Annotated in this window: 19 protein-coding genes; 10 read left to right on the plus strand and 9 right to left on the minus strand. The window is 57.5% G+C overall.

Annotated features, from left to right (window positions below; all coding sequences use genetic code 11):
- Nucleotides 1–43 precede the first annotated feature (43 nt).
- Together nqrM and sthA are read left to right on the plus strand one after the other, a co-directional pair.
- The gene (gene nqrM, locus ACO05M_RS10650) at nucleotides 44–301 is read left to right on the plus strand and encodes a (Na+)-NQR maturation NqrM (protein ID WP_421862289.1); all 258 of its coding nucleotides are present in this window, start codon (nucleotides 44–46) and stop codon (nucleotides 299–301) included.
- Nucleotides 302–348: 47 nt separating this feature from the next.
- On the plus strand, nucleotides 349–1,749 hold the full coding sequence (gene sthA, locus ACO05M_RS10655) for a Si-specific NAD(P)(+) transhydrogenase (RefSeq protein ID WP_421862292.1): 1,401 nt from the start codon (nucleotides 349–351) through the stop codon (nucleotides 1,747–1,749).
- Nucleotides 1,750–1,859: 110 nt separating this feature from the next.
- Here the strand turns inward: sthA and ACO05M_RS10660 are convergent, their stop codons facing one another.
- The gene (locus ACO05M_RS10660) at nucleotides 1,860–2,252 is read right to left on the minus strand and encodes a VOC family protein (protein ID WP_421862295.1); all 393 of its coding nucleotides are present in this window, start codon (nucleotides 2,250–2,252) and stop codon (nucleotides 1,860–1,862) included.
- A 15-nt stretch (nucleotides 2,253–2,267) separates the two neighbouring features.
- Nucleotides 2,268–2,594 (minus strand): DMT family transporter, encoded by a 327-nt coding sequence (locus ACO05M_RS10665; protein ID WP_421862298.1) that lies wholly within the window; start codon nucleotides 2,592–2,594, stop codon nucleotides 2,268–2,270.
- 197 nt (nucleotides 2,595–2,791) lie between these two features.
- On the opposite strand from ACO05M_RS10665, the gene ACO05M_RS10670 reads away from it, so the two are divergent.
- A complete protein-coding gene (locus ACO05M_RS10670; protein ID WP_421862301.1) occupies nucleotides 2,792–3,781 on the plus strand; it encodes an MBL fold metallo-hydrolase in 990 nt (329 codons plus the stop codon).
- A 54-nt stretch (nucleotides 3,782–3,835) separates the two neighbouring features.
- Here ACO05M_RS10670 and ACO05M_RS10675 read toward each other — a convergent pair whose 3' ends face one another.
- Nucleotides 3,836–5,437, minus strand: coding sequence for a methyl-accepting chemotaxis protein (locus ACO05M_RS10675; RefSeq protein WP_421862304.1), 1,602 nt, complete (start codon nucleotides 5,435–5,437; stop codon nucleotides 3,836–3,838).
- 323 nt (nucleotides 5,438–5,760) lie between these two features.
- The gene (locus tag ACO05M_RS10680) at nucleotides 5,761–6,327 is read right to left on the minus strand and encodes a cytochrome P460 family protein (RefSeq protein ID WP_421862307.1); all 567 of its coding nucleotides are present in this window, start codon (nucleotides 6,325–6,327) and stop codon (nucleotides 5,761–5,763) included.
- 121 nt (nucleotides 6,328–6,448) lie between these two features.
- Between ACO05M_RS10680 and ACO05M_RS10685 the strand changes: the two genes are divergently transcribed.
- Nucleotides 6,449–7,357, plus strand: coding sequence for a cupin domain-containing protein (locus ACO05M_RS10685; RefSeq protein WP_421862310.1), 909 nt, complete (start codon nucleotides 6,449–6,451; stop codon nucleotides 7,355–7,357).
- 58 nt (nucleotides 7,358–7,415) lie between these two features.
- On the opposite strand, the gene ACO05M_RS10690 is transcribed toward ACO05M_RS10685, so the two are convergent.
- From ACO05M_RS10690 to ACO05M_RS10705, 4 genes are all read right to left on the minus strand, one after another.
- On the minus strand, nucleotides 7,416–7,868 hold the full coding sequence (locus tag ACO05M_RS10690) for a DUF302 domain-containing protein (protein WP_421862313.1): 453 nt from the start codon (nucleotides 7,866–7,868) through the stop codon (nucleotides 7,416–7,418).
- A gap of 44 nt (nucleotides 7,869–7,912) precedes the next feature.
- On the minus strand, nucleotides 7,913–8,347 hold the full coding sequence (locus ACO05M_RS10695; protein WP_421862315.1) for a DUF2007 domain-containing protein: 435 nt from the start codon (nucleotides 8,345–8,347) through the stop codon (nucleotides 7,913–7,915).
- Between the two features lie 128 nt (nucleotides 8,348–8,475).
- Nucleotides 8,476–8,742 (minus strand): hypothetical protein, encoded by a 267-nt coding sequence (locus tag ACO05M_RS10700; RefSeq protein WP_421862318.1) that lies wholly within the window; start codon nucleotides 8,740–8,742, stop codon nucleotides 8,476–8,478.
- 86 nt (nucleotides 8,743–8,828) lie between these two features.
- The gene (locus ACO05M_RS10705) at nucleotides 8,829–9,833 is read right to left on the minus strand and encodes a sensor domain-containing diguanylate cyclase (RefSeq protein WP_421862321.1); all 1,005 of its coding nucleotides are present in this window, start codon (nucleotides 9,831–9,833) and stop codon (nucleotides 8,829–8,831) included.
- 228 nt (nucleotides 9,834–10,061) lie between these two features.
- Between ACO05M_RS10705 and ACO05M_RS10710 the strand changes: the two genes are divergently transcribed.
- On the plus strand, nucleotides 10,062–10,421 hold the full coding sequence (locus tag ACO05M_RS10710; protein ID WP_421862325.1) for a hypothetical protein: 360 nt from the start codon (nucleotides 10,062–10,064) through the stop codon (nucleotides 10,419–10,421).
- 84 nt (nucleotides 10,422–10,505) lie between these two features.
- On the opposite strand, the gene ACO05M_RS10715 is transcribed toward ACO05M_RS10710, so the two are convergent.
- Nucleotides 10,506–11,732, minus strand: a complete 1,227-nt coding sequence (locus ACO05M_RS10715; protein ID WP_421862328.1) for a PilT/PilU family type 4a pilus ATPase — start codon at nucleotides 11,730–11,732, stop codon at nucleotides 10,506–10,508.
- A 321-nt stretch (nucleotides 11,733–12,053) separates the two neighbouring features.
- Between ACO05M_RS10715 and ACO05M_RS10720 the strand changes: the two genes are divergently transcribed.
- The 5 genes from ACO05M_RS10720 to ACO05M_RS10740 all read left to right on the plus strand — a co-directional run bounded on the left by ACO05M_RS10720 (nucleotide 12,054) and on the right by ACO05M_RS10740 (nucleotide 21,063).
- The gene (locus ACO05M_RS10720; RefSeq protein ID WP_421862330.1) at nucleotides 12,054–13,829 is read left to right on the plus strand and encodes an adenylate/guanylate cyclase domain-containing protein; all 1,776 of its coding nucleotides are present in this window, start codon (nucleotides 12,054–12,056) and stop codon (nucleotides 13,827–13,829) included.
- Between the two features lie 48 nt (nucleotides 13,830–13,877).
- Entirely contained in the window at nucleotides 13,878–14,837 is a 960-nt protein-coding gene (locus ACO05M_RS10725; RefSeq protein ID WP_421862333.1) for an AAA family ATPase, read from the plus strand.
- A gap of 3 nt (nucleotides 14,838–14,840) precedes the next feature.
- Nucleotides 14,841–15,887, plus strand: a complete 1,047-nt coding sequence (locus ACO05M_RS10730) for a DUF58 domain-containing protein (protein ID WP_421862336.1) — start codon at nucleotides 14,841–14,843, stop codon at nucleotides 15,885–15,887.
- A complete protein-coding gene (locus ACO05M_RS10735) occupies nucleotides 15,884–17,929 on the plus strand; it encodes a transglutaminase TgpA family protein (protein ID WP_421862338.1) in 2,046 nt (681 codons plus the stop codon). The genes ACO05M_RS10730 and ACO05M_RS10735 overlap by 4 nt, the downstream gene beginning before the upstream one ends.
- Nucleotides 17,930–18,057: 128 nt before the next feature.
- Nucleotides 18,058–21,063, plus strand: a complete 3,006-nt coding sequence (locus ACO05M_RS10740; RefSeq protein ID WP_421862340.1) for a choice-of-anchor I family protein — start codon at nucleotides 18,058–18,060, stop codon at nucleotides 21,061–21,063.
- Nucleotides 21,064–21,069: the final 6 nt, after the last annotated feature.

Here is a 21,069-nt window from a genome sequence, read left to right on the forward strand (position 1 = left end):
TGAACTAGCCAGGGCCGGCCGTTCAAACAAGAGGTAACAACTGATGGATATGATTTGGGTAGCGTTGGTGGTGTTTGTGACGTTTGTCGCGGTTATCGGACTGGCCTCGGTCGGCGTGATGATGGGGCGCAAGCCGATCAAAGGCTCCTGTGGCGGTGTCGGTGCGGTCCTGGGTGAAAAAGATTACATCTGCCCGGTTTGTGGTGATGATCCGAACAAATGTGAAAAAGAGCAGGAAGCGGAAGCTGCCAAGGCCGCTGCTGCTGAAGAGCTGGGTTACGAGTTGGCGACAAAAAAATAAATAACCGTTCAGCGTGGCGCTGACTTCGGTGACAGAAGGGGATATTCATGGCTGTATACGATTATGACGTCGTAATCATAGGGTCCGGACCGGCCGGTGAGGGCGCGGCAATGAGCGCCGCCAAGAAAGGCCGCAAAGTGGCGGTGGTGGAGATTCGTGACCAACTGGGTGGCAACTGCACCCATGTCGGTACGATTCCTTCGAAAGCACTGCGTCACTCGGTCAAGCAGATCATCGAATTCAACACCAACCCGATGTTCCGGGATATCGGCGAGCCACGCTGGTTTTCGTTCCAAAAGGTGCTCAAGCGTGCCGAAAAGGTCATCTCCCAGCAGGTGATGATGCGCACCAGCTTCTATGCCCGCAACCGGGTCGACGTCTATTTCGGTCAGGCGCAGTTTGAGGATGCCAATACGGTTCGAATCAAGCACGATCAGCGCGGTGATGACCTGCTGCGGGCCAAGAATGTGGTGATCGCCACCGGTTCGCGCCCCTACAAGCCCGAAGATATCGATTTTACCCATCCGCGAATCTACAATTCCGACAGCATTCTGGAGTTGGAATATACCCCGCGGACCCTGATCGTCTATGGCGCCGGTGTTATCGGTTGTGAATATGCCTCGATCTTTGCAGGCCTTGGGGTTCGGGTTGACCTGATCGATACCCGTGACCGTCTGCTGTCGTTCCTGGACGATGAGATCTCCGACGCGCTGGGTTATCACCTGCGCAACAACGGCTGCACCATCCGTCATAACGAAGAGTATGATTCGGTTGAAGCGGATGACCGTGGCGTTGTGCTGACGCTGAAATCCGGTAAGAAGATCCGTTCCGACGCCTTTATGTGGTGTAACGGTCGTACCGGTAACACCGACAATCTGGGACTGGAGAATATCGGTCTGGAAGCCGACGGCCGAGGCCAGATCAAGGTGGATGATCACTACCGCACCGAGGTGGAAGGTGTCTACGCCGCCGGTGATGTGGTCGGCTGGCCGAGTCTGGCATCCGCGGCGATCGATCAGGGGCGTGCCGCCAGTGCCGATATGCTCAATTCCGATGATTTCCGTTATATCGATGAGGTACCGACCGGTATCTATACCATTCCGGAGATCAGCTCGATCGGCCAAACCGAGATGGAGCTGACGGCCGCCAAGGTGCCCTACGAAGTGGGCCAGGCGTTCTTTAAGGATATGGCGCGGGCGCAGATCTACGGCGAGCAGGTCGGCATGTTGAAGATCCTGTTCCATCGCGAAACCCTGGAGATTCTTGGTATTCACTGCTTTGGCGGTCATGCTTCCGAGATCATCCATATCGGCCAGGCGATCATGACCCAAGAGGGTGAGGCGAATACGCTGAAGTATTTCGTCAACACCACTTTCAACTACCCGACCATGGCCGAAGCCTATCGGGTTGCGGCAATCGCCGGCTTGAACCGAATCGCCAATATCTGATCGCTTCACGGTTGAGTGGAAGTTAAAACACAAAAGCCCGCATCAGCGGGCTTTTTTGTGGTAGCTAAGATAAGCGCTTCGATCAGGGGCGAGATGGCGCTCCCACAGCCTTACGCGCTCAGATAGTTGGAGACCTCGATTAAATTACCGTCCGGATCCCGGAAATAGACCGATAGTATCTTTCCAGTGGCGCCGGTTCTGGTTCTCTCCACCGGCCCTTCCAGAATCGCCACGTTGTTGGCCTGCAGATGAGCTATCGCCTGTTCCAGCGGTTGCTCAATGATAAAGCAGAGATCCGCGCTGCCGGGACAGGGGGTATCGGCCTTGGGCTCAAACTCGTTTCCGTGCTGGTGCAGGTTGATCTTCTGTTGGCCGAATGCCAACGCGATTCGGTCTTCGCCGAAAGTCACCTTTTCCATGCCCATAACCTGGCCATAAAACTCGACGCTCCGGTCGATATCGCTGACCGTGAGGACCAGGTGGTCCAGTCGTTTTACTCTCATGCACACTCCTTCGAATCAGTGCTTCAGACCACTCAGGTTGAGGCCGACAACGCCGGCGATGATCAAGAAGATGCTGAACACTTTCATGATCGAATAGGGCTCCTTGAAGTACAACACACCGATAACGGCAATCAGCGCCGTCCCGACTCCCGCCCAGATCGCGTAGGCGATACCGATATCGATCTTCTTTAAAGCCAGGGTCAAAATGGCGAACGAGGCGGCATAGAAGACGAAAATCAATACGGAGGGGACCAGCTTGGTGAAACCGTCGGACAGTTTCATCGAGATGGTGCCGGAGACTTCCAGAATAATCGCGCCAGCCAGTGCTAACCAGGGATTCATCGATCGAACTCTCTTAGATTCAGTTGGATAGGGATTTGTATAACGACTTGCCCGGTGCTGCAACACGGCAACTGGTAAATCGAAACTGCAGTTATGCCGTTGCTGTAACGAAACCGAGCCACATGGGTCTGATCCAGACCATGCGCATGTTAGTGAAAATGTTGTGGTTTCAGCGCACCAGATCATAGGAACGGTAAATGTCGAAACAGCAGAACCCGATCAAGACAATCCCCAGTCGCTTCAAACTCGATAGGTTATCAAGACTTATCGGCGCCGTTGCATTAACTACCGCATCTTTCGGTGTCGCAGCCGAAACCGAACCGTCCCAACACCAGTGCCCGGATCAGGGGCATTATCTCCAGGTGCTGGGTTCGGGAGGGCCGGAGATCAACGACGGCCGCAGTTCGACCAGCTACCTTCTGTGGGTGGATGGCAAAGCTCGGGTGTTGATCGATGCCGGAAGTGGCAGCGCCTGGCGTTTTGAACAGTCCGGCGCACGGATGGAAGACCTGACCGCGATGCTGTTTACCCACCTACACGTCGACCACAGTGCCGACCTGCCGATCTATGTGAAGAGTGCCTTCTTTACCGATCTGGACCATGACATTGATCTCTATGGTCCAGCTGGTGGTGAGCGCTTGGCCGATTTTGTTGAATTCATCGACAGCCTGTTTGGGGCGGAGAAGGGGGCCTACCGTTACCTCAATGCCCCCTTTAATCCCGAATCTCATTCACCCTATCATTTCATTCCACATCGGGTGCCGCTGACCTTTGGCAAGGTCATCCCGGTTAAAGACTACGGTGATATTCGAATCAGTGCCGCGGCCGTTGCCCATGGCTTCCTGCCCGCGCTGGCCTGGCGGATCGATGTGGGCGACAAATCGGTCACCATCAGTGGTGATATGAACGGTCAAACCGAACAGTTGATTCAGCTGGGTCAGGGGACCGACCTGTTGATCGCCCACACGGCAATTAATGAGCAGACTCGGGGTGCCGGACAGTTTCTGCATATGAAGCCGTCCAGGATCGGCGAGATTGCCGATCAGACCGAGACCGGTCAGCTGGTGTTGTCCCACTTTATGAACCGTAGCCTCAACCGCGAGGATGAGATCGAAGCGCAGATCAGTAGCAGCTATGGTGGCAAGATCGGCTTTGCCCAGGACCTGAGTTGCTGGGCGCTGGATTGATCCGTGAGGAAGGCGGGTAAATCGTCGGTGACTTACCCGCCCGGTTGGCGTTGGTTAGACGTCGTAGTCGCGGGATAGCAGGTCCAGCCGTTTGCTGGTTTCGAACAGCTCGGCGCAACCGCTGGAGGCCTGTTGGGTTGCACTGTTGGTCTCGATCGACTGATCCTTAATCTTGATCACGTTGCGATTCATCTCTTCGGAGACGGCGGCCTGCTCTTCGGCGGCCGTAGCGATCTGGGTGCTCAGGTCATGAATCATGGTGATCGAATGGCGAATCCCCTCGAGGGCGTCTTCGGCATCGTTGGCATGGTTGACCGACAGCGCCGCCCGCTCACGGCTGTGGGTCATCATCTCAACCGAACGCTGGGTTTTTTCCTGCAGCTGGCTGATCATCTGATCGATGTCGTTGGTGGAGTCCTGTACCCGTTGGGCCAGTCCACGAACCTCGTCGGCGACCACGGCAAAGCCTCGACCCTGTTCGCCGGCGCGGGCGGCCTCGATAGCGGCGTTCAGTGCCAGCAGGTTGGTCTGTTCGGCCACGCCCCGGATCACTTCCAGAATAGAACCGATATTCTGGCTGTCCTGGTGCAGTTCGTTGATCTCCTCTTCGATATGCTCGATATCACTCGATAGCGACGAGATGGTGCTCTTGACCGTATCGACCACCGCTGAACCACTGTTGGATTTGCTCATGGCATCCTGCGCGGATTCGGCGGCCACCGTGGTGCTGGTCGCGACCTCGGCCACCGTGGCGGTCATCTCGTGCATCGCCGTGGCCAGCTGTTCGGTCTCCATCATCTGGATCTGCATCCGTTGGTCGGATTCGCTGCACATGGCCGACAGTTGCTCGGTAGAAACCACCATCCCGGAGCTGGACTCCTGAATCCTGCCGATCACCGTCTTCAAGCGGGCGCGGATCATATCCAACCCCAACTGGCTTTCACCCAGGGCGCCGGGTTTATCGACCGTGATACGGGTATTAAGATTGCCGTTGGCCAGATCCTTGGTCGACTTGGCTAGCGCCCGTAGCGGCGAAATCACCTGGGTTCGAACCCAGACAAAGCCGGATAGATAGAGCAGCGCGCCGGCACCGATCAAGCCATAGAGAAGGCTGGAACTGTCAACGCCGAAGAACAGCTGAGCGGTCGTGGCCAGCAGTATCAGCGCAAACCACAGGGATTGGATGATGCTGAACTGTTGGCTGATTCTGAGTTTAAAGCTGCGTGAGCTGGGGAGTTCGGTCAGTTTCTGATTGTTGATCTTTTTGTACAACACACTGGCCGAATCGATCTGTTGCTGCGACGGTTTGCTTCTGACCGATTGGTAACCGATTACCTGATCGTTTTTCATCACCGGGGTGACGAACGCTTCGACCCAGTAGTGATCGCCGTTTTTACAACGGTTCTTGACGATACCGCGCCAGGGCTGGCCGGCTTTAATGGTATCCCACAGGTTTTTGTAGGCGGCCGGTGGCATATCCGGGTGCCTGACAATGTTGTGATTAACCCCCATCAGCTCGTCTTCGCTGAAACCGCTGATGTCGATAAAGTCCTGATTGACGTAGGTAACTGCGCCCTTCAGATCGGTCATCGAGATGATCGTCTGATCTTCCGTTAGACGAACTTCTTTGTTGCTGACCGGTAGATTGACTTTCATGCAACTTAACCCCCCAACAGTACGACAAGTCCAAATTTTGAGGTACTACTACAAGCGTCAATGTAGTGTTAGTGCGACCAGGGAGGAGTCCCATCCTGCTTGGTGCGACTAATTTAAGTGTGCAATTTTATTACGGGATATTCAATTCCCAAATTTATCAATATCCTGGAATTGATCAATATCACGCCAGTGCAAATAAGTCGTAGAAATCAGGCGGGAAAGTTGGCGAGCGGGGGCGGATTCAACGTTCGATCAGAGGAGATCGGGAGTCTCCTAAGCGCAGAAAACTCCCGAGAACAGGCACGTCCTAGCCGGACTATCGCTTAAGGCTTGGCCAGGGTCGGGTAGGCTTCGGTGTAAACCCAATCCTTGTCTTTGGCCGGGACATGGCAACCCAGACAGTCCTGCTTGTAATCGGCGCTGACATTGCTGCTGCCCGGTCCCTCTTTAAACAGTGCCCAGCCCCAGCCGTCACCCCAGCTGCCGTTATCCTTGAAACGGTTCTGGCTGTCTTTGACCATCACGAAATGCTGCTTAGTGCCGTCGGAGGTAGCGTAGTGAACCCCTTTACCGGTGCTGTAGTCGCCGGACTTGGAGGCCCGTAACTCTTTGATCAGTATTGCGCCGTCCGGAAATTTGCCATCCCGACGGAAGGCTTCAACCGCAGCCTTGTCGGCGTAAACATCGTGGAAGCCGCTGGCCGGACCCTCCGGAACAAACCAGGAGCCCAGATGAACCTGGTTGGCACGGAAATCTGCCGGCAGCGAAATATTCCCCTGGCTGTCCACCGCCGGGCTGAATTCGGCGGCACTTAACGGTTGCAGCAGACTCAGGCCCAAGCCCAGTCCCAGGGCGGTCAACGTGGTGGTTAGTGTTTTACGGTTTTTCATGGTGTCTCACCTAGTGATCGATTGACGAAGTCAGTGGATTACGTAAGTCACTGTAACGAAGCCGGGTCTGGCGGGGTCTTTAGATCGTCCGCAACTTGAACCCGAACGTCCGAGGCCCGCGATGGATCGTCTCTCCGAAGTACTTAACCGTTTGTCTGTCAGTGCCGGTGTGTTTTATCACGGCCACCTCTGTGGCCTGTCACGCTTCGAGGAGCCTGATTGCCGGGTCGGCCATATCCATGTTCTGCGAAGCGGTCGGTTACGGGTCCAGAATCACGCAGGACCCGAGCTGGAACTGGATGAGCCGACCCTGCTGTTTTACCCAAGACCGACACCTCACCACCTGCAGGGGCAGGAATCCAGCCATGCCGAGCTGGTCTGCGCCACGGTACGCTTTGCCACGGGGCCGGATAACCTGCTGGCTCAGGCGATGCCGTCGCCATTGGTCATTCCGCTGCGCTCGGTCCAGTCGCTCGACAGTGTTCTTGGGCTGTTGTTTGAGGAAGCGTTCGGAGAGCGGCAGGGGCGCGAGGCGGTGATCAATCGTTTGATGGAGCTGTTTATTATCCAGCTGCTGCGCTATCTGCTGGAACGGGGGTATACCGGTCAGGGCATGTTAGCCGGCTTGTGTGATCCGCAATTGGCACGGGCGATGATGGCGATTCACCAGCATCCGCAAACCCCCTGGACACTGGCAGAGCTGGCTGAAAAAGCCGCGATGTCCCGGACGGTGTTCGCTGAACGTTTCAAACTGACTCTGGGGAAATCCCCCGGCGACTACCTGATGGAGTGGCGCGTCAGCTGCGCGCAAAAACTACTCCAGCAGGGGCGCCCGTTGAGCTGGGTCGCCAACGAAGTGGGTTACGAGCACGCCTCGGGATTGGCGCGGGCCTTCCGCAAGAAAACCGGCTACTCACCGGGACAGTGGTTACGGTTTCAGGCGCAACAGCAGCAACAGCTGGAGGATTCGATCGATCAGCGGCCACCGGTTGTTAACCCGCAAGACAGCCTTGACGCGGCGCTGATCTAGCTCGGACAGAAACGGTTCCAGGCAATTAACGGATGCTTGGAACCGTGCCGGCGATTATTTATCGGCTGGTGGCCGCCTTGCTGAGTTTGCCCAGGACACCGGAGATCTTATCGATCACCGGGTCGCAATTGCCGATATCATGGCGTTTTTTCAGGTAGGCCGGATCGTTATAGGACAGCCAGACCTGTCCCTGTTGATCCTGCCAGAATAGGGCTTTCTGGGGCAGATCGATGGCAGCACTGGCGGCGCATTGCATCAATGGTGTACCGACCTTGGGATTGCCGAAGATCACAACCTCGGTCGGGGCGAGCTCCAGATCAACCTTGGCGGCGTTTTGACTATGGTTGATCCGGGTGAAGATCGTCAGTCCTTTGTTGTTTAAGATCGATTCGAAACGGTCGGCGGTTTCCTTGACCGAATAGGGACTCTCGATCGAAATGACCCCTTCAGCAGCCAGCGAAAGGTTGCTCAACATTGCGGCTGCAATAACCAGGCAGGATTTTTTTATCATGTTAGGTATCCGTGGGTTGGTGATTAAGTTGTCGCGCCGCAGGATTAATCGGCGCTATCCGTGAAATTCGATTGATCTTCCGGCTCCTGTGGGTGTTTGGCACCGCATTGGCGGCAGCGAATGCCTTCCCGGACTGGATAGAGGGGGAAATCGATACCCAGAAAGACCAGGAACGCGAGCCGCTTACCAAACTGATAGTGTTCGGTTTCGGTGCTTCCGCAGGTTGGACACGAGATGGCGTCATAGCCCTGCTGCTCGATCAGTTCCGGCTCTAAATCCGTAGCCAATAACTCCCGGGCCGCCTGCTCGAATTGTCCCGGTACCTGAATTCGGACACCGCCCAGCGCATTGGAGTAGAGCCAGTCCATATTGATGGTGTGTTCATCGCCGATAGTAGCCGGAATACCCGCCGCATCGAGCTTGGACCAGGCAATCTGGGCTTCGTAGGGGAAGGTATAGCGGGAGACGGTAACCAGCATGGATGATTTGCTCTGATGATGTCCTTAGCGGGGCAGTAAGCCCACTGAGAAAAGCGTAGTTGATCAATCAGCTATTGGACCGCGTCGAAAGGCCATTGTTACAACAACATCGATCCTGTCGGTTCGGATCAGTCCAGATAACGGCGGTGGATGCGGCAGTTGTGGCGTGAATAGAGCCGACTGTAGTGATTGCGTTGTTGATGCCAGCGACGCATCTGGCTCTTGCTGCCGCCGCGGCGGCGCTTTTCGGTGTACTGCTGTTGCAGGTCGCGGTATCGCTGGCACTCTTTCAGGCTGCCCTGTTCCAAAGCGACGGCCGTTTCCGCCGAGAGCCCCAGCACGAGGGAGAGCAGTACAGCCTGGAGGTAACGAAAGGGTAGGGTATGCGATTGCATCGGACAGTCCTTGTCATCTTATGGCTTAGGGTTGCAGGCTCCCCGAACTCTCTCCCTGAGAAGACGGGGCGCTTCAGAGTCACAATCTAATGATGTGAGCTGTAGTCGATACCGACGGTGGCCAGACGTTTTTTCTGTTTCAGGTTATAGACCATCCGGTCCACTTCCTCGAGCATCTTGTCGACGTTGGTATCTGAATTGGCCTGGTAACACTTGGCACCGACGCTGGTGGTAAGCGGCGGCATGCTGTCGCGTTGCTGTTTGATCAGATTCAGCTTGCGCTGTATCCGGATCGCCAGGTTCTCCATATCTTCCTGTTGACGGACAAACACCAGCGCGGCGAATTCGTCGCTGCCGATCCGGGCGGCGATGTCGGAATCACGCAGCTCGCTGCTCATCGCTTGGGCCAGTGCCTGCAGGGCGTTGTCGCCGGTATCGGAGCCCAACTGCTCGTTGATGCTGTGCAGGTTATCCAGATCGAAATAGATCAGTCCGTAGGTATGGCCGTAACGCTTGGCTACACTGAGTTTGTGCTCGGCCAGGGTACGGAACCCTTGTCGATTGTAGATGCCGGTCAGCTCGTCGGTCAGTGTCATCTGATTGAGCATCTGGCTCTGAACCATCAGGTTGAGATCCGACTCGATCAGGGCCCGGAAGGTTTTCAGCAGTTCGAAATACTGGGGCCGATAGTCGGTGGGAACCCGGTCCAGGATGCATAATGAGCCGAACAGTTGGCCGCTGGGCCAGCGCAGCGGGACACCCAGATAGGAGACAAAACCACTTTCCGCGACCTCCTGGTGGGTCAACCAGCGCAGATCTGCACTGGCATCGGGCACGTAAAGCTCACGCTTGAGCTCCGCCAACACATGGCTGAACAGTTCGGCATCACGGGGGATAAAGCAGCCGGGCTGATAGGGATTGGTTTCGTTGCGGTTGGATTCGATAACCAGCGAACCCTGGGCATTGGTCTGAAAAATGCAAACCGACGGCGCATGAAACAGGTTGGCGATCAGGCCGACATTCTGTTGCCATTTATCCAGAGAAATCGGCAGCTCATCTGCGTCTAATAACCAGCTGTTGCGATCGATCATAGGAGGGGAATACCTAAAAATCAGTACCTTTGATTTTAGCGCATTCCCTAACGCTCGTCAGGGTACGCGAATTCAAATGGCATCCAAGGTTATGGTTTGTTACCAAGCATCCTGACGGCCACTGCAGAATCCTTTTTGGATAGATATTTGTTGCATCAGTGTACCGCTATTGTTGTTATATTAGCGTTTAACAATCTGTTTTATATGGACTTTTGGAGCATTAGGGTATTGATGATATTACGCTGGCGTCTGTTTACCAACGCTAAAAGTGAGAAAAACGCGCAAGTATTGCTGAATATCGTTCGCCGAGAACTGAGTAGCGAGCCGAAGTCGGTGCACTTTGAGGGGGATCGGTATAGCGGCCACCAGATCGAATTTGAACTCCACTACCTTCAAGGCAGCCGTGCCGAGCAGTGCTATCAGTTGCTGGCGGATGGGGAGAAGCTGGCCAACAGTTGGACCCTGACCGGGGTGAGTGAACCGATGTCGGGTTGGAGTCATCGTTCCCGGGTTGGCGGTATCACCCAGCTGGAGTGGCAGGAACTCGATCCGCAGGGTCTGCACGCCAAGTCCTGGCGTGAGGGTTGAGTGATTGTTTAAGCGGCCGGTTGCGGCGCAGCAGGCCGAATGCTCACGGCCTGCTGATGCCTCCGTTGCCCGGTTTGCGAAGAGCTAGGCGCCGTTGTCGTTCAGCGGATCCGCATCCGCGTCTTCATCATGGCCAGGCTCCAGCTCCAATGAGAATCCGCCGCCGGTGCTTTTGATCGGTGACTTTTCCGTGTTGCCGGCAGTGCCGGATGTGATCGCTTCGCCGCGCTGGCCGTTACCACCCCCTTTGGTGACCAGTCGCATCTTGAGGGCCAGATTGTTCTTGGAATCCGCATTGCGAAGTGCCTCATCGGCACTGATCCGCCCGGCCTTCCAGAGACTGAACAGCGCCATATCGAAGGTCTGCATCCCAGAGGCGGAGGATTTTTCCATCACCTCTTTGATATCGTCGATATGACCGTTCTTGATCAGCTCGGCGACCCGGGGTGAGCCGAGCAACACCTCAATCGCGGCGGCTCGTTTGCCATCGGTCGTGGGGAGTAGTCGCTGCGAGATAATCCCTTTCATATTCAGCGAGATATCCAGTAGTAACTGTTTATGGCGCTCTTCCGGGAAGAAGTTGATGATCCGGCCCAGGGCCTGGTTGGCGTTGTTGGCGTGCAGTGTCGATAGGCAAAGGTGGCCGGTCTCGGCAAACGCCAGGGCGTGTTCCATGGTCTCGGCGCTGCGGATCTCACCAATCAGAATCACATCCGGGGCCTGCCGCAGGGTGTTCTCCAGGGCGTCCTGATAACTCAGGGTATCAACCCCGACTTCGCGCTGATTAATGATCGATTTCTTGTGGTGGTGAATGAATTCAACCGGGTCTTCGATGGTGATGATATGACCGGCGCTGTTGCTGTTGCGGTGGTCGATCAACGATGCCAGCGAGGTGGATTTGCCCGAGCCGGTGCCGCCGACAAACAGGATCAGGCCGCGCTTTTCCATAATCAGCTTGGGGAGTACCGGGGGCAGGCCAAGCATCTTGATATCGGGAATGTCGGTGGAGATCGAGCGGATCACCATCGAATACTCATGGCGCTGGCGGAAAATGTTGACCCGGAAGCGTCCCAAACCCGGCTTCGACAGGGCCAGATTCATCTCCGGGCGCTGTTCGAATTCGTCGATCTGGTCCTGCGACATGATGGAGTAGGCGATCTGTTTGATCTCTCCTCGCGCCATCACCTTGTCGGCGATCGGCAGCAACTTGCCGTGGATTTTAGAACTGGGTCTGGCATTGGTAGAAAGGAACAGATCGGCGCCTTCGCGGTCAACCATAATCTCCAGGTATCGATCGAGCTCTTCTGACATAGCAACGTCCTTTGCTTCGGCCTTGGCTTACAGGGGTGAGTCAGCGTTAATCAAACACTGCGCTGAGTTTAACCCAAGCCTGAGTCGGGCAGCATCGGCAATTGGGTGCAGATGGTTGATCAAGTTATACCGTTATCTTTTGGCGCGACGGGTGAACACAGCGGTCAGCAACAGGGATCGGTTGCTAGCGGCTGTTGATCGAATCCTTGTCCGATTCTGAGTTCGAAGTGGGTAATCGAGCGGCCTGGGACCATACTTATTCGATGTTGCTCCGGAGCGTTGCGCCGCTTACTGCGAGCCGTATTAAGGATATTCACGACAATGCTGCACCGGATTCGTCTCTACAGTGGTTTGATCATGGCCGCCTTCGTGATCCCCCACTTGCTAAATCACAGCCTGGGATTGGTATCCCAGTCCCTGATGGAATCCTCACTGACCTATTTTATCGGGTTCTGGCACCACCCGGTGCCGACCTGGCTGTTGTACGGCGCGGTCCTGACGCACTTTCTGCTGGCGCTTTGGTCGCTCTACAATCGAACCACATTACGGATGCCTTGGTGGCAGCTGTCCCAACTGATCCTCGGGCTATCGATTCCGCCCCTGATCCTGGTCCATGTGACCGGCGCCCGCCTATCCCATGAATTGTTCGGCACCCTGCCGAGCTACGAAGGGGTGATCCAGGCTATCTGGAACAGCGAGTTTGGCGTTCTGCGCCAGACCGCGCTGGTACTGGTGGTTTGGTTACACCTGCTTATCGGCTTGCACTATTGGTTGCGGTTGAAACCCGACTACCGGCGCTGGATCGCCTGTTGGCAGTTGCTGGCAACGTTGGTGCCGTTGATGGCGTTATTGGGGTTCTATCGGGTTGGGTTGACTCTGGCCGATCAAGCGGAGCCGACCACGACTCAGGCTGTCTACGAAAGCTCGGTCAACCGCCTCGATAATACCGGCTATGACGACGATGGCGGTTATGGTGGATACGGTGGCTACGGTGATGATACCGCTCAAGGCAGCGGGGCCGGACGGTTAGACGGCGATGGTGTTGAGACGCCGATCGACCCGGATAAGCTGCGGGCCGAGCAGACGTTGGCGCAGGTACGTGACATTCTGCCGGTACTTTTCTGGGGTTCGCTTGCGGTTACGTTATTGCTTCGCGGCTTACGGCTGGGTTGGTCAATCCGCCAGGCCCGGGTAAGGGTTCGATTGCCGGCTCAAACCCTGCTCAAGGCGCGTCATGGACAGACGCTGCTGGAAGCGCTGCGTGAGGCCGGGATTGAACACTCTTCGGTCTGCGGTGGCCGGGGGCGCTGCACCACCTGCCGGGTACGGGTGATGGAAGGGCTTGATCAACTGGCGCCAGCCGATGGGTTGGAACGAGCGGCGCTGGACGGGGTTCAGGCGGATCGGGATGTTCGTCTGGCCTGCCAACTACGGCTGACCAACGATCTGTCGCTGGTGCCGCTGATTCCCTACCAGCAACGCTTTGCCTACCTGCGCAAACCCGGCGGTGTCGAGGGGATCGAGCAGCGGGTGACGGTGCTGTTTATCGATCTGCGTGGCTCCACCGCGCTGGCCGAGGCCAGGTTGCCCTATGACGTGGTATTTATCCTGAATCAGTTTTTTGCCGAGATGGCCACCGCGCTGGAAGAAACCGACGGTCACTATGCGCAATTTAACGGCGATGGATTGATGGCGCTCTACGGTCTTGTCGGCGATTTCGAGCAGGGCTGTCGCCAGGCGATACGGGGTGCTCAGCGTATGCTTCACCGCCTGGACGGGATCAACCAGCGCCTCAAGGTCGAGCTGCAGCAGCCGCTTCGGGTCGGTATCGGTATCCACAGTGGTGAGGCGATCGTCGGCACCATGGGGCCTCCCAGCGCTCCAATCCGCTCGGCCCTTGGCGATACCGTCAACACCGCGGCGCGGCTCGAAGGTCAGACCAAAAACCTCGGCGTTCCCCTGGTTTTGTCGCGCTTCAGTGCCGATGTCGCGGGGCTGGCCATGGAAGGGCTGGAACAGCGCCAGATCCCCTTACGAGGGCGTGATCAGTTGCTGGATGTGATTCTGGTCAAAGAACCGGCGAGGCTGGCTTTGTGAGCCAGGTAAAGCCTCTATACTGGCCGCATCCCCGTTCAGGAGAACAGCATGACCCTACAGAAGCTTGAGCCCCAATCGACCGCCGATGACCGTCAGTTACTGCAGCAGGCGTTGGCCGAAATCGAAACCGTGGTGCTGGGTAAATCGCGCCAGGTCCGGTTGGCGATGGCTTGTCTGATCGGTCAGGGCCACCTGCTGATCGAGGACCTTCCCGGGATGGGAAAAACCACCCTGGCACAGGCGTTGGCCCGGGTGTTGGGGTTTGATTTCAACCGCATCCAGTTTACCTCCGATCTGTTACCGGCCGACGTGATCGGGGCGTCGATCTTTAATGTTAAAGAACACCGTTTTGAATTTCAGCCGGGGCCGGTGTTTACCCAGTTGTTGCTGGCCGATGAGATCAATCGTGCCACGCCCAAGGCACAGAGTGCACTGCTCGAGGCGATGGAGGAGCGTCAAGTCACCGTCGATGGTGAAAGTCGCGAACTTCCGGCACCGTTCTTCGTCATCGCCACCCAGAACCCGCAACACCAGCTGGGTACTTTCGCGCTACCCGAATCCCAGCTGGACCGGTTTCTGATGCGGATCGAACTGGGCTACCCGGATCGACAGGCGGAACGGGCACTGCTGAGCGGGCAGAATCCCCGCCGGCGCCTGGAACAGCTCAACTGTGCGCTGCCGTTGCCCAGTCTGCAGCGTCTGCAGCAGCTGGCCGAATCGCTACATCTGTCGGAGCCCCTGCTGGACTATATTCAGCGGCTGGTGGAGTTCAGCCGTAGCAGCGATGATTTTGACTACGGTCTGTCCCCACGTGGCGCCCTGGCGCTGGTTCAGGCGGCCAAGGCCTGGGCCCTGATCGAACAGCGGGACTATGTGGTGCCCGAAGATGTGCAGGCCGTGTTGCCCTCGGTGGCGGAACACCGTCTGCGCGGAGACTATGACTGCACCGGTCACAAAGGAATCAGTCTGACCCGCCAGCTGCTGGATTCGGTCGAAGTGCTGGAGTGATTCGTGTCGCCCGCCTTCTCTCCACTGGCTGAACTGCGTCGTCGTTGGCGTCGATGGTCCGATTCCTGGCTGCGAAAGCGGTTGCCGAGGACCCGTGCCACCACGCTGAACCAGCGCCGGATTTTTATCCTGCCGACGCGACACGGCCTCTATTTTCTGGCGATGTCACTGGCGCTGTTTATCGGCGGAATCAACTACGGTAACGGCTTGATTCTGTTGGTGGCGCTGTTTCTGGTGTCGTTGTTCATGAGCTCCATCCTGCTCACCTACGCCAATCTGGCGGGGTTGAGGCTGAGCCGGGCTGTCAATCAAGCCGGTTTCGTCGGTCAACAGGTGGCTTTCGGGCTGCAGTTGGAGAGTGCGCGCGAGCACGAGTCGATCTCTATCGAAGCCGCGGGCTTATCCAGACTGGTGGTGGATCTGGTGGAGCAGCGGCGTCAGCAACTACCGCTGCTGCTGGATGCCGAGCAGCGGGGCTATCTGCGTTTGCCGCGACTCAAGATCGAGTCCAGCTATCCGCTCGGGTTGTTACGGGCCTGGAGTTGGTTGGAATTGGACAGCCGGGCGCTGGTCTATCCCAAACCGATAGCCGAGGCCTATCCCCAAAGGAGCAGCAGTGGCGGTGGTCGTGGTCAGCGCCTCAGTCATGAGGGAAGCGATGACTTTGATGGCCTCAGAGCCTATCGGGACGGCGATAGCCCACGACAGATCGCCTGGAAAAGTTATGCCCGCGACGGGCGGCTGCACAGTAAACGTTTTGCCGGCTATCAACAGCAGGCTCGTTGGTTGGAGTGGGAAGCCTACAGCGGCATGGGCGTGGAGGATCGCCTGAGTCGGCTCTGTCATTGGGTGATTCAATACGATCAGCAGCGACTGCGTTTCGGACTCAAGCTTCCCGGTGCTGAAGTTCCACCGGGGCAGGGAGATCTACACCGCCAGCGTTGTCTGAGCCTGTTGGCACTCTATGGTTTGCCGACGGCAGCGGGCGATGCGCCAGATCTGGAGTCGGTCGCCGAACCGTTCCGGTCGGCCCGGGAGGGGAACCGATGAGCGAGCAGCTGCCTGAGACGGACTACCAGATTCCCCGCAATGGGCTAGCCTGGTTGCTGGCGGCCATGTTCAGTGCACTGCTGCCCCATATGCTGCGGTTGCCGGTCTGGGTTACGTTGATCTGCCTGCTGTGTGGGGTCTGGAAACTGATGGTTTATCGGGGGCGCTGGCGCGGCCCGGGGCGTCTGCTGCGAATGCTGTTGGTGTTCGGCGGTGGTGCGGCGGTGTTTGCCCATTACGGCACCCTCGCCGGCCCCGATGCCGGTAGTGCGTTATTGATCCTGGGATTCTGTTTCAAACTCATCGAAAGCCGTACCCGTCGCGATGCCTTTATCGTGGTGATTCTCGGCTACTTCGTGGTGGCGGTCAGTTTCTTCTTTGATCAGTCGATTCTGCTGTCCCTCTACCTGGCGCTGGTCTGTGTGATGGTGACGGCGGCCTTGCTGGGTTTGAATCAATCGCCGCTGTACACCCGACCGCGCAGAACCCTGCGGCTGAGTCTGCGGCTGGTGGGTTACAGCCTGCCGATGCTGCTGCTGTTGTTTGTGCTGGTGCCGCGTATCGGCCCGATCTGGTCGTTGGACCTGGGTCAGGGCCGGGCCAAGACCGGCTTGAGCGAAACCATCTCCGCCGGTGATATCGCGCAGCTGAGCCAGTCCTCGGAGCTGGCATTCCGGGTGGAGTTTGAGCCCGGCAGTCCGGTACCGGCGGCCCAGGACCGCTATTGGCGGGCCCTGGTGCTGGAGCATTATGACGGACGGCGCTGGACCCGGGGGCTGGAGCTGGATAAGGCAGATCGGGTCGATTGGCAAAGCAACGGTAGTCGCTGGCGCGGCCCGCGGCAACAAGGCTCCGAAGCGGGACTCAACCGTTACGACTATCAGGTGATGATGGAACCGACCGACCAGCCCTGGCTGTTCGCGCTGGCCTGGGCCCGTAGTGACAGTCGAGGGGTCGGCGCCACCCGGGATTTCCGTCTGCTGCGGGATAAACCGGTCGGTCATCCGTTCCAGTATCAGGTCAGCTCCACCACCGGGCTCTCACTGGATGCCGCGGGTTTGCCGGCCTGGTTGCGTCGGGCCAACTTGCAGCTGCCCGACACGGATCCCCGGACCCGAATTCTTGCGCAGCGTTTATGGCGTGACAGCAGTGATGCGCAGGATTACATCCAGCGCGTACTGCAGTACTTCAATCAGCAGAACTTCACCTACACCTTACGGCCGCCGTTGCTCATCGGTGATCGCGTTGACCAGTTCCTGTTTGAGAGTCGCCGCGGCTTCTGCAGCCATTACGCCGGCGCCTTTGTGTTTCTGATGCGGGCGGCCGGACTGCCAGCTCGTATTGTTGCCGGGTATCAGGGTGGAGAGCTGAATCCGCTGGGCGGCTACCTGCTGGTGCACCAGTTCGATGCCCATGCCTGGGTCGAGGTGTGGCTGCCCGGCAGGGGCTGGGTTCGTTTTGATCCGACCGCCTGGGTGTCACCTGAGCGGGTCGAGCAGGGGTTGGAACAGGCGATGGAGCAGGAGGGTAGCTTTCTGGCGGACAGCCCTCTGTCACCGCTTCGATACCGAGGCTCGGCCTGGATTACCCAGTTGCGTCTGGGTTGGGATTACCTCAACTACGGCTGGTATCGGATCATGCTGGGCTATGATGCCAAGATGCAACGTGAGCTGCTCAGCCGGCTGTTCGATAAGGTCGATCTGATGCTGCTTGCGACCCTGCTGTTGAGTAGCCTCGGGGCAGTACTGATGGGGTTGGCCTGGCTGATCTTCCGCCGCTCGGGACTACGTACACCCACCGATCCGCTGTTAAAACTCTATCGCGGGCTCTGCCGCCGCCTGGCCCGTAAGGGGCTGCGCCCCGAATCCGGCGAGCCGCCATCCAGTTTCGTCAGGCGAGCCGCCACGGAGCTGCCCGAGCAGGCGTTGGCGCTGCAGCGGATTGCGCGGCAATTTGAGCGTTGTCTGTACGCACCGTCCGCCGATGAGCAAGACCCTCAGCTGCAGCGCCTGCGTGTGCAACTTCGGCGCTTGAGTCTCTGACCGCGACGGTTTGGGGGTGTCACGGTTTTGTTATCCGCTTGCAACAGGCTTATCACGGAACCGTCATCGGCTTGACCTAGGTTGATCTATCTCACTCGATCAATGTCCTCTCGGAACTAGGATTCAGCATGAATAAAACGATGTTGGCGGTAGCAATCGCAGCTTCTACCACTTTGGCAGCGAGCGCGCCCTGGGTACAGGCGCAGGGCCATCAGGGCTCGGATCTGAAGGCGGCGCAATACACCTTGAATCAGTCCCTCGGCAAGGCGCAGTTTTCCGCTGCGGGCAAGGTGGGGAAATCACTGGATATCAGTGTCGGTTTTGGGAGTGGTGCGTTTCATGATCCCAAAGATCCGGCCAACCAGTTTTATGCCGTCACCGACCGCGGACCCAACATCAAATGTAAGGACAGTGCCAAGTTGCTGGGTATTGCCGACTTCTGCGGTGCCGGTGAAGGGGCGCACAAGATCTTCCCGATGCCGTCCTATACGCCGATGATCAGTAAGTTCGAAATCGACAGCGACGGCGTCAAGGTGATCCAACAGATTCCGCTTCGTAACAGCGCCGGCGAAAAGATCACCGGTTTGAGCAATGAGCTGACGGTCACCAATACCGAAAAGTCCTACGCCAATACCGGTGAGCAGCGGGCGTTCGACAGCGAAGGCGTCGATACCGAAGCGCTGATCAAACTGTCGGACGGCAGCTTCTGGCTGGCCGATGAATACGGCCCCAGTCTGATCCATGTGGCGCCCGACGGCACTATTCTGGAGCGGGTGGTACCGGCCGGGATGGAGACCGATCTGGCCGACGCGGGTTACCCGGTTAGCGGCAAGCTGCCAGCGGTGTATGCCAAGCGCAAGCTCAACCGCGGGATGGAATCGGTGGCGGTATCTCCGGATGAGCGTTCACTCTACTTCATCATGCAAAGCCCGCTGGCCAACCCCAATGCGGCCGCTTATAAGAGTTCGCGCAATGTACGGCTGATGAAGTTTGGGCTGAACAACGGCGAGCTGGGCAAGGCCCAGGGCGAGTGGATCTATCAGATCGATACCCCGGCGATGTTTGCGGACCTGCCCAGTGGCAAGGGCGACTTGAAGAAGGGCCAGATCCGCAAGCAGAGCGACGTCAAAATCTCCGAAATGGTGGCCGTCGGCAACGATGACCTGATCATTCTGGAGCGTATCAGCAAGGTCACCAAGCTGTATCGGGTGCAATTGAGTTCCGGTGACAGCATTCTGGATTCCGAGCTCAGCCGTGGTGCGGTAGCGGTGCGTGACAGCGAGGCCAAGCAGACCCTGGAACAGATCTACGATCCGGGAGCTGTCGGGGCGATGCCGTTGGTCAAGGCGCTGGTCTTCAACAGCCTGACCGATCTGCCTAAAGGCATGTCCCTGGCGACCAAGATTGAAGGGATAGCGCTGCTGGACGATCAACATGTGGCGCTGATCAACGATAACGATTTCGGCATCGACGGCAAGCCGACTCAGGTCAGCGTCCTGCCGATCATGCCGAAGCTGGTGGCCAAACAGAGCAAGTTGGAACAGCGTTTGAGTGCTTCACTGATCGGTCGTCACACCACCGGGATTTACGATGAAAGCGCGGCGGAGATCGTTTCCTACCACCCGCGCAGCAAGCGAGCTTTCGTCGTCAATGCCGAGGAAAAGCAGATCGATGTGATCGATCTGTCGAAACTCAACGGTAAGCCGCTGGCCGATCCGCTACGTGACAGTAACCTGACGCGAGTCGGCAGCCTGAATATCGGTGCCGATCTGAAATCTAACCGTTTCGGAGCCGCCAACAGCGTCGCCGTCGGCGCTGACCTGGTGGCGGTGGCAGTAGAAGCGGCGGATATCGCCGGAAACAAGAAACAGGGTCGCGGCGTCGTGGCGTTTTACGATGCCCGTAGCCTGAAGTTCTTGAAGGCGGTCCGGGTTGGTGCGCTGCCCGACATGGTGACCTTTACCCCGGACAACAGCAAGTTGTTGGTTGCCAATGAGGGGGAGCCGAGCAAGGACTACCGGGTCGATCCGGTGGGCTCGGTTTCGGTAATCCAGATTCGTAAAGGCCGCCCGGCTGATGTGGCGACCGAACTGAGATTCGATCAGCTTCACTCCGAGGGGATTCGCACCTTTGGACCGGGTGCCGACTTTGCTCAGGATCTGGAGCCGGAGTATATCGCCGTCTCCGATGATTCCAGTACCGCCTGGGTCAGCCTGCAGGAGAACAACGCGCTGGCGATGATTGATCTGAAGGCGATGCAGATCAGCAAGGTGGTCGATCTTGGGCTGAAAGATTACGGCCGGGCCGGTAACGAGCTGGACGTATCCGACAAAGATAAGAAGATCGATATCCGTGCTCGCAAAGGCGTGGTCGGCATGTATCAGCCCGATACCATCGCCGCTTACCGGGCCGATGGTCACAACTATGTGGTGACCGCCAACGAAGGCGATGCTCGTGATTACTGGTTCGATGCGGCTGACGAAGCCAGCTGTCTGGCGGCCGGCGGCCGGGAGTTCGATGCAGAGGATGGTTGTCTGGCGTTCTCCGAAGAGACCCGCATCGCCAAGCTTGATATTCCGGCGACCCATCCCAGTGCCGCTGAGGCGGCCGATAAGAAGTCCCTGGGTCGGATGAAAACCACCCGTTACGGCTACGGTGATGAATCGTTGATCTACACCTACGGCGCCCGCTCATTCAGTATCTGGAATGAGCAGGGTGAACTGGTGTTTGATTCACAGGCCGATATCGAGAAGATTACCGCGGCGCGTCTGGGCAAGAACTTCAACAACACCGATAACAAGAACAAGGGTGATAACCGCAGTGATGACAAAGGGGCAGAGCCCGAAGCCCTGGCGGTGGGGCAGGTGAATGGACGTACCTACGCCTTCGTCGGGCTGGAGCGCACCGGTGGTTTCATGATCTATGACATCACCAATCCCTATGGAGTGGTTTGCCACGATTATGTGATCAACCGGAACTTTGACTCGAACCCGAAGAAGGATCTGGGCGATGCCGGAGATCTGGCCCCGGAAGGGATGAAGTTCGTCTCAGCCGAGCAGAGTCTGACCGGTAAAGCGCTGCTGATTGTCGGCCACGAGGTATCCGGCTCAACGGCGGTCTATCAGCTGCAGTAAGAAAAT

It is taken from the genome of Motiliproteus sp., assembly GCF_965230735.1.
Lineage (GTDB): Bacteria > Pseudomonadota > Gammaproteobacteria > Pseudomonadales > Balneatricaceae > Motiliproteus.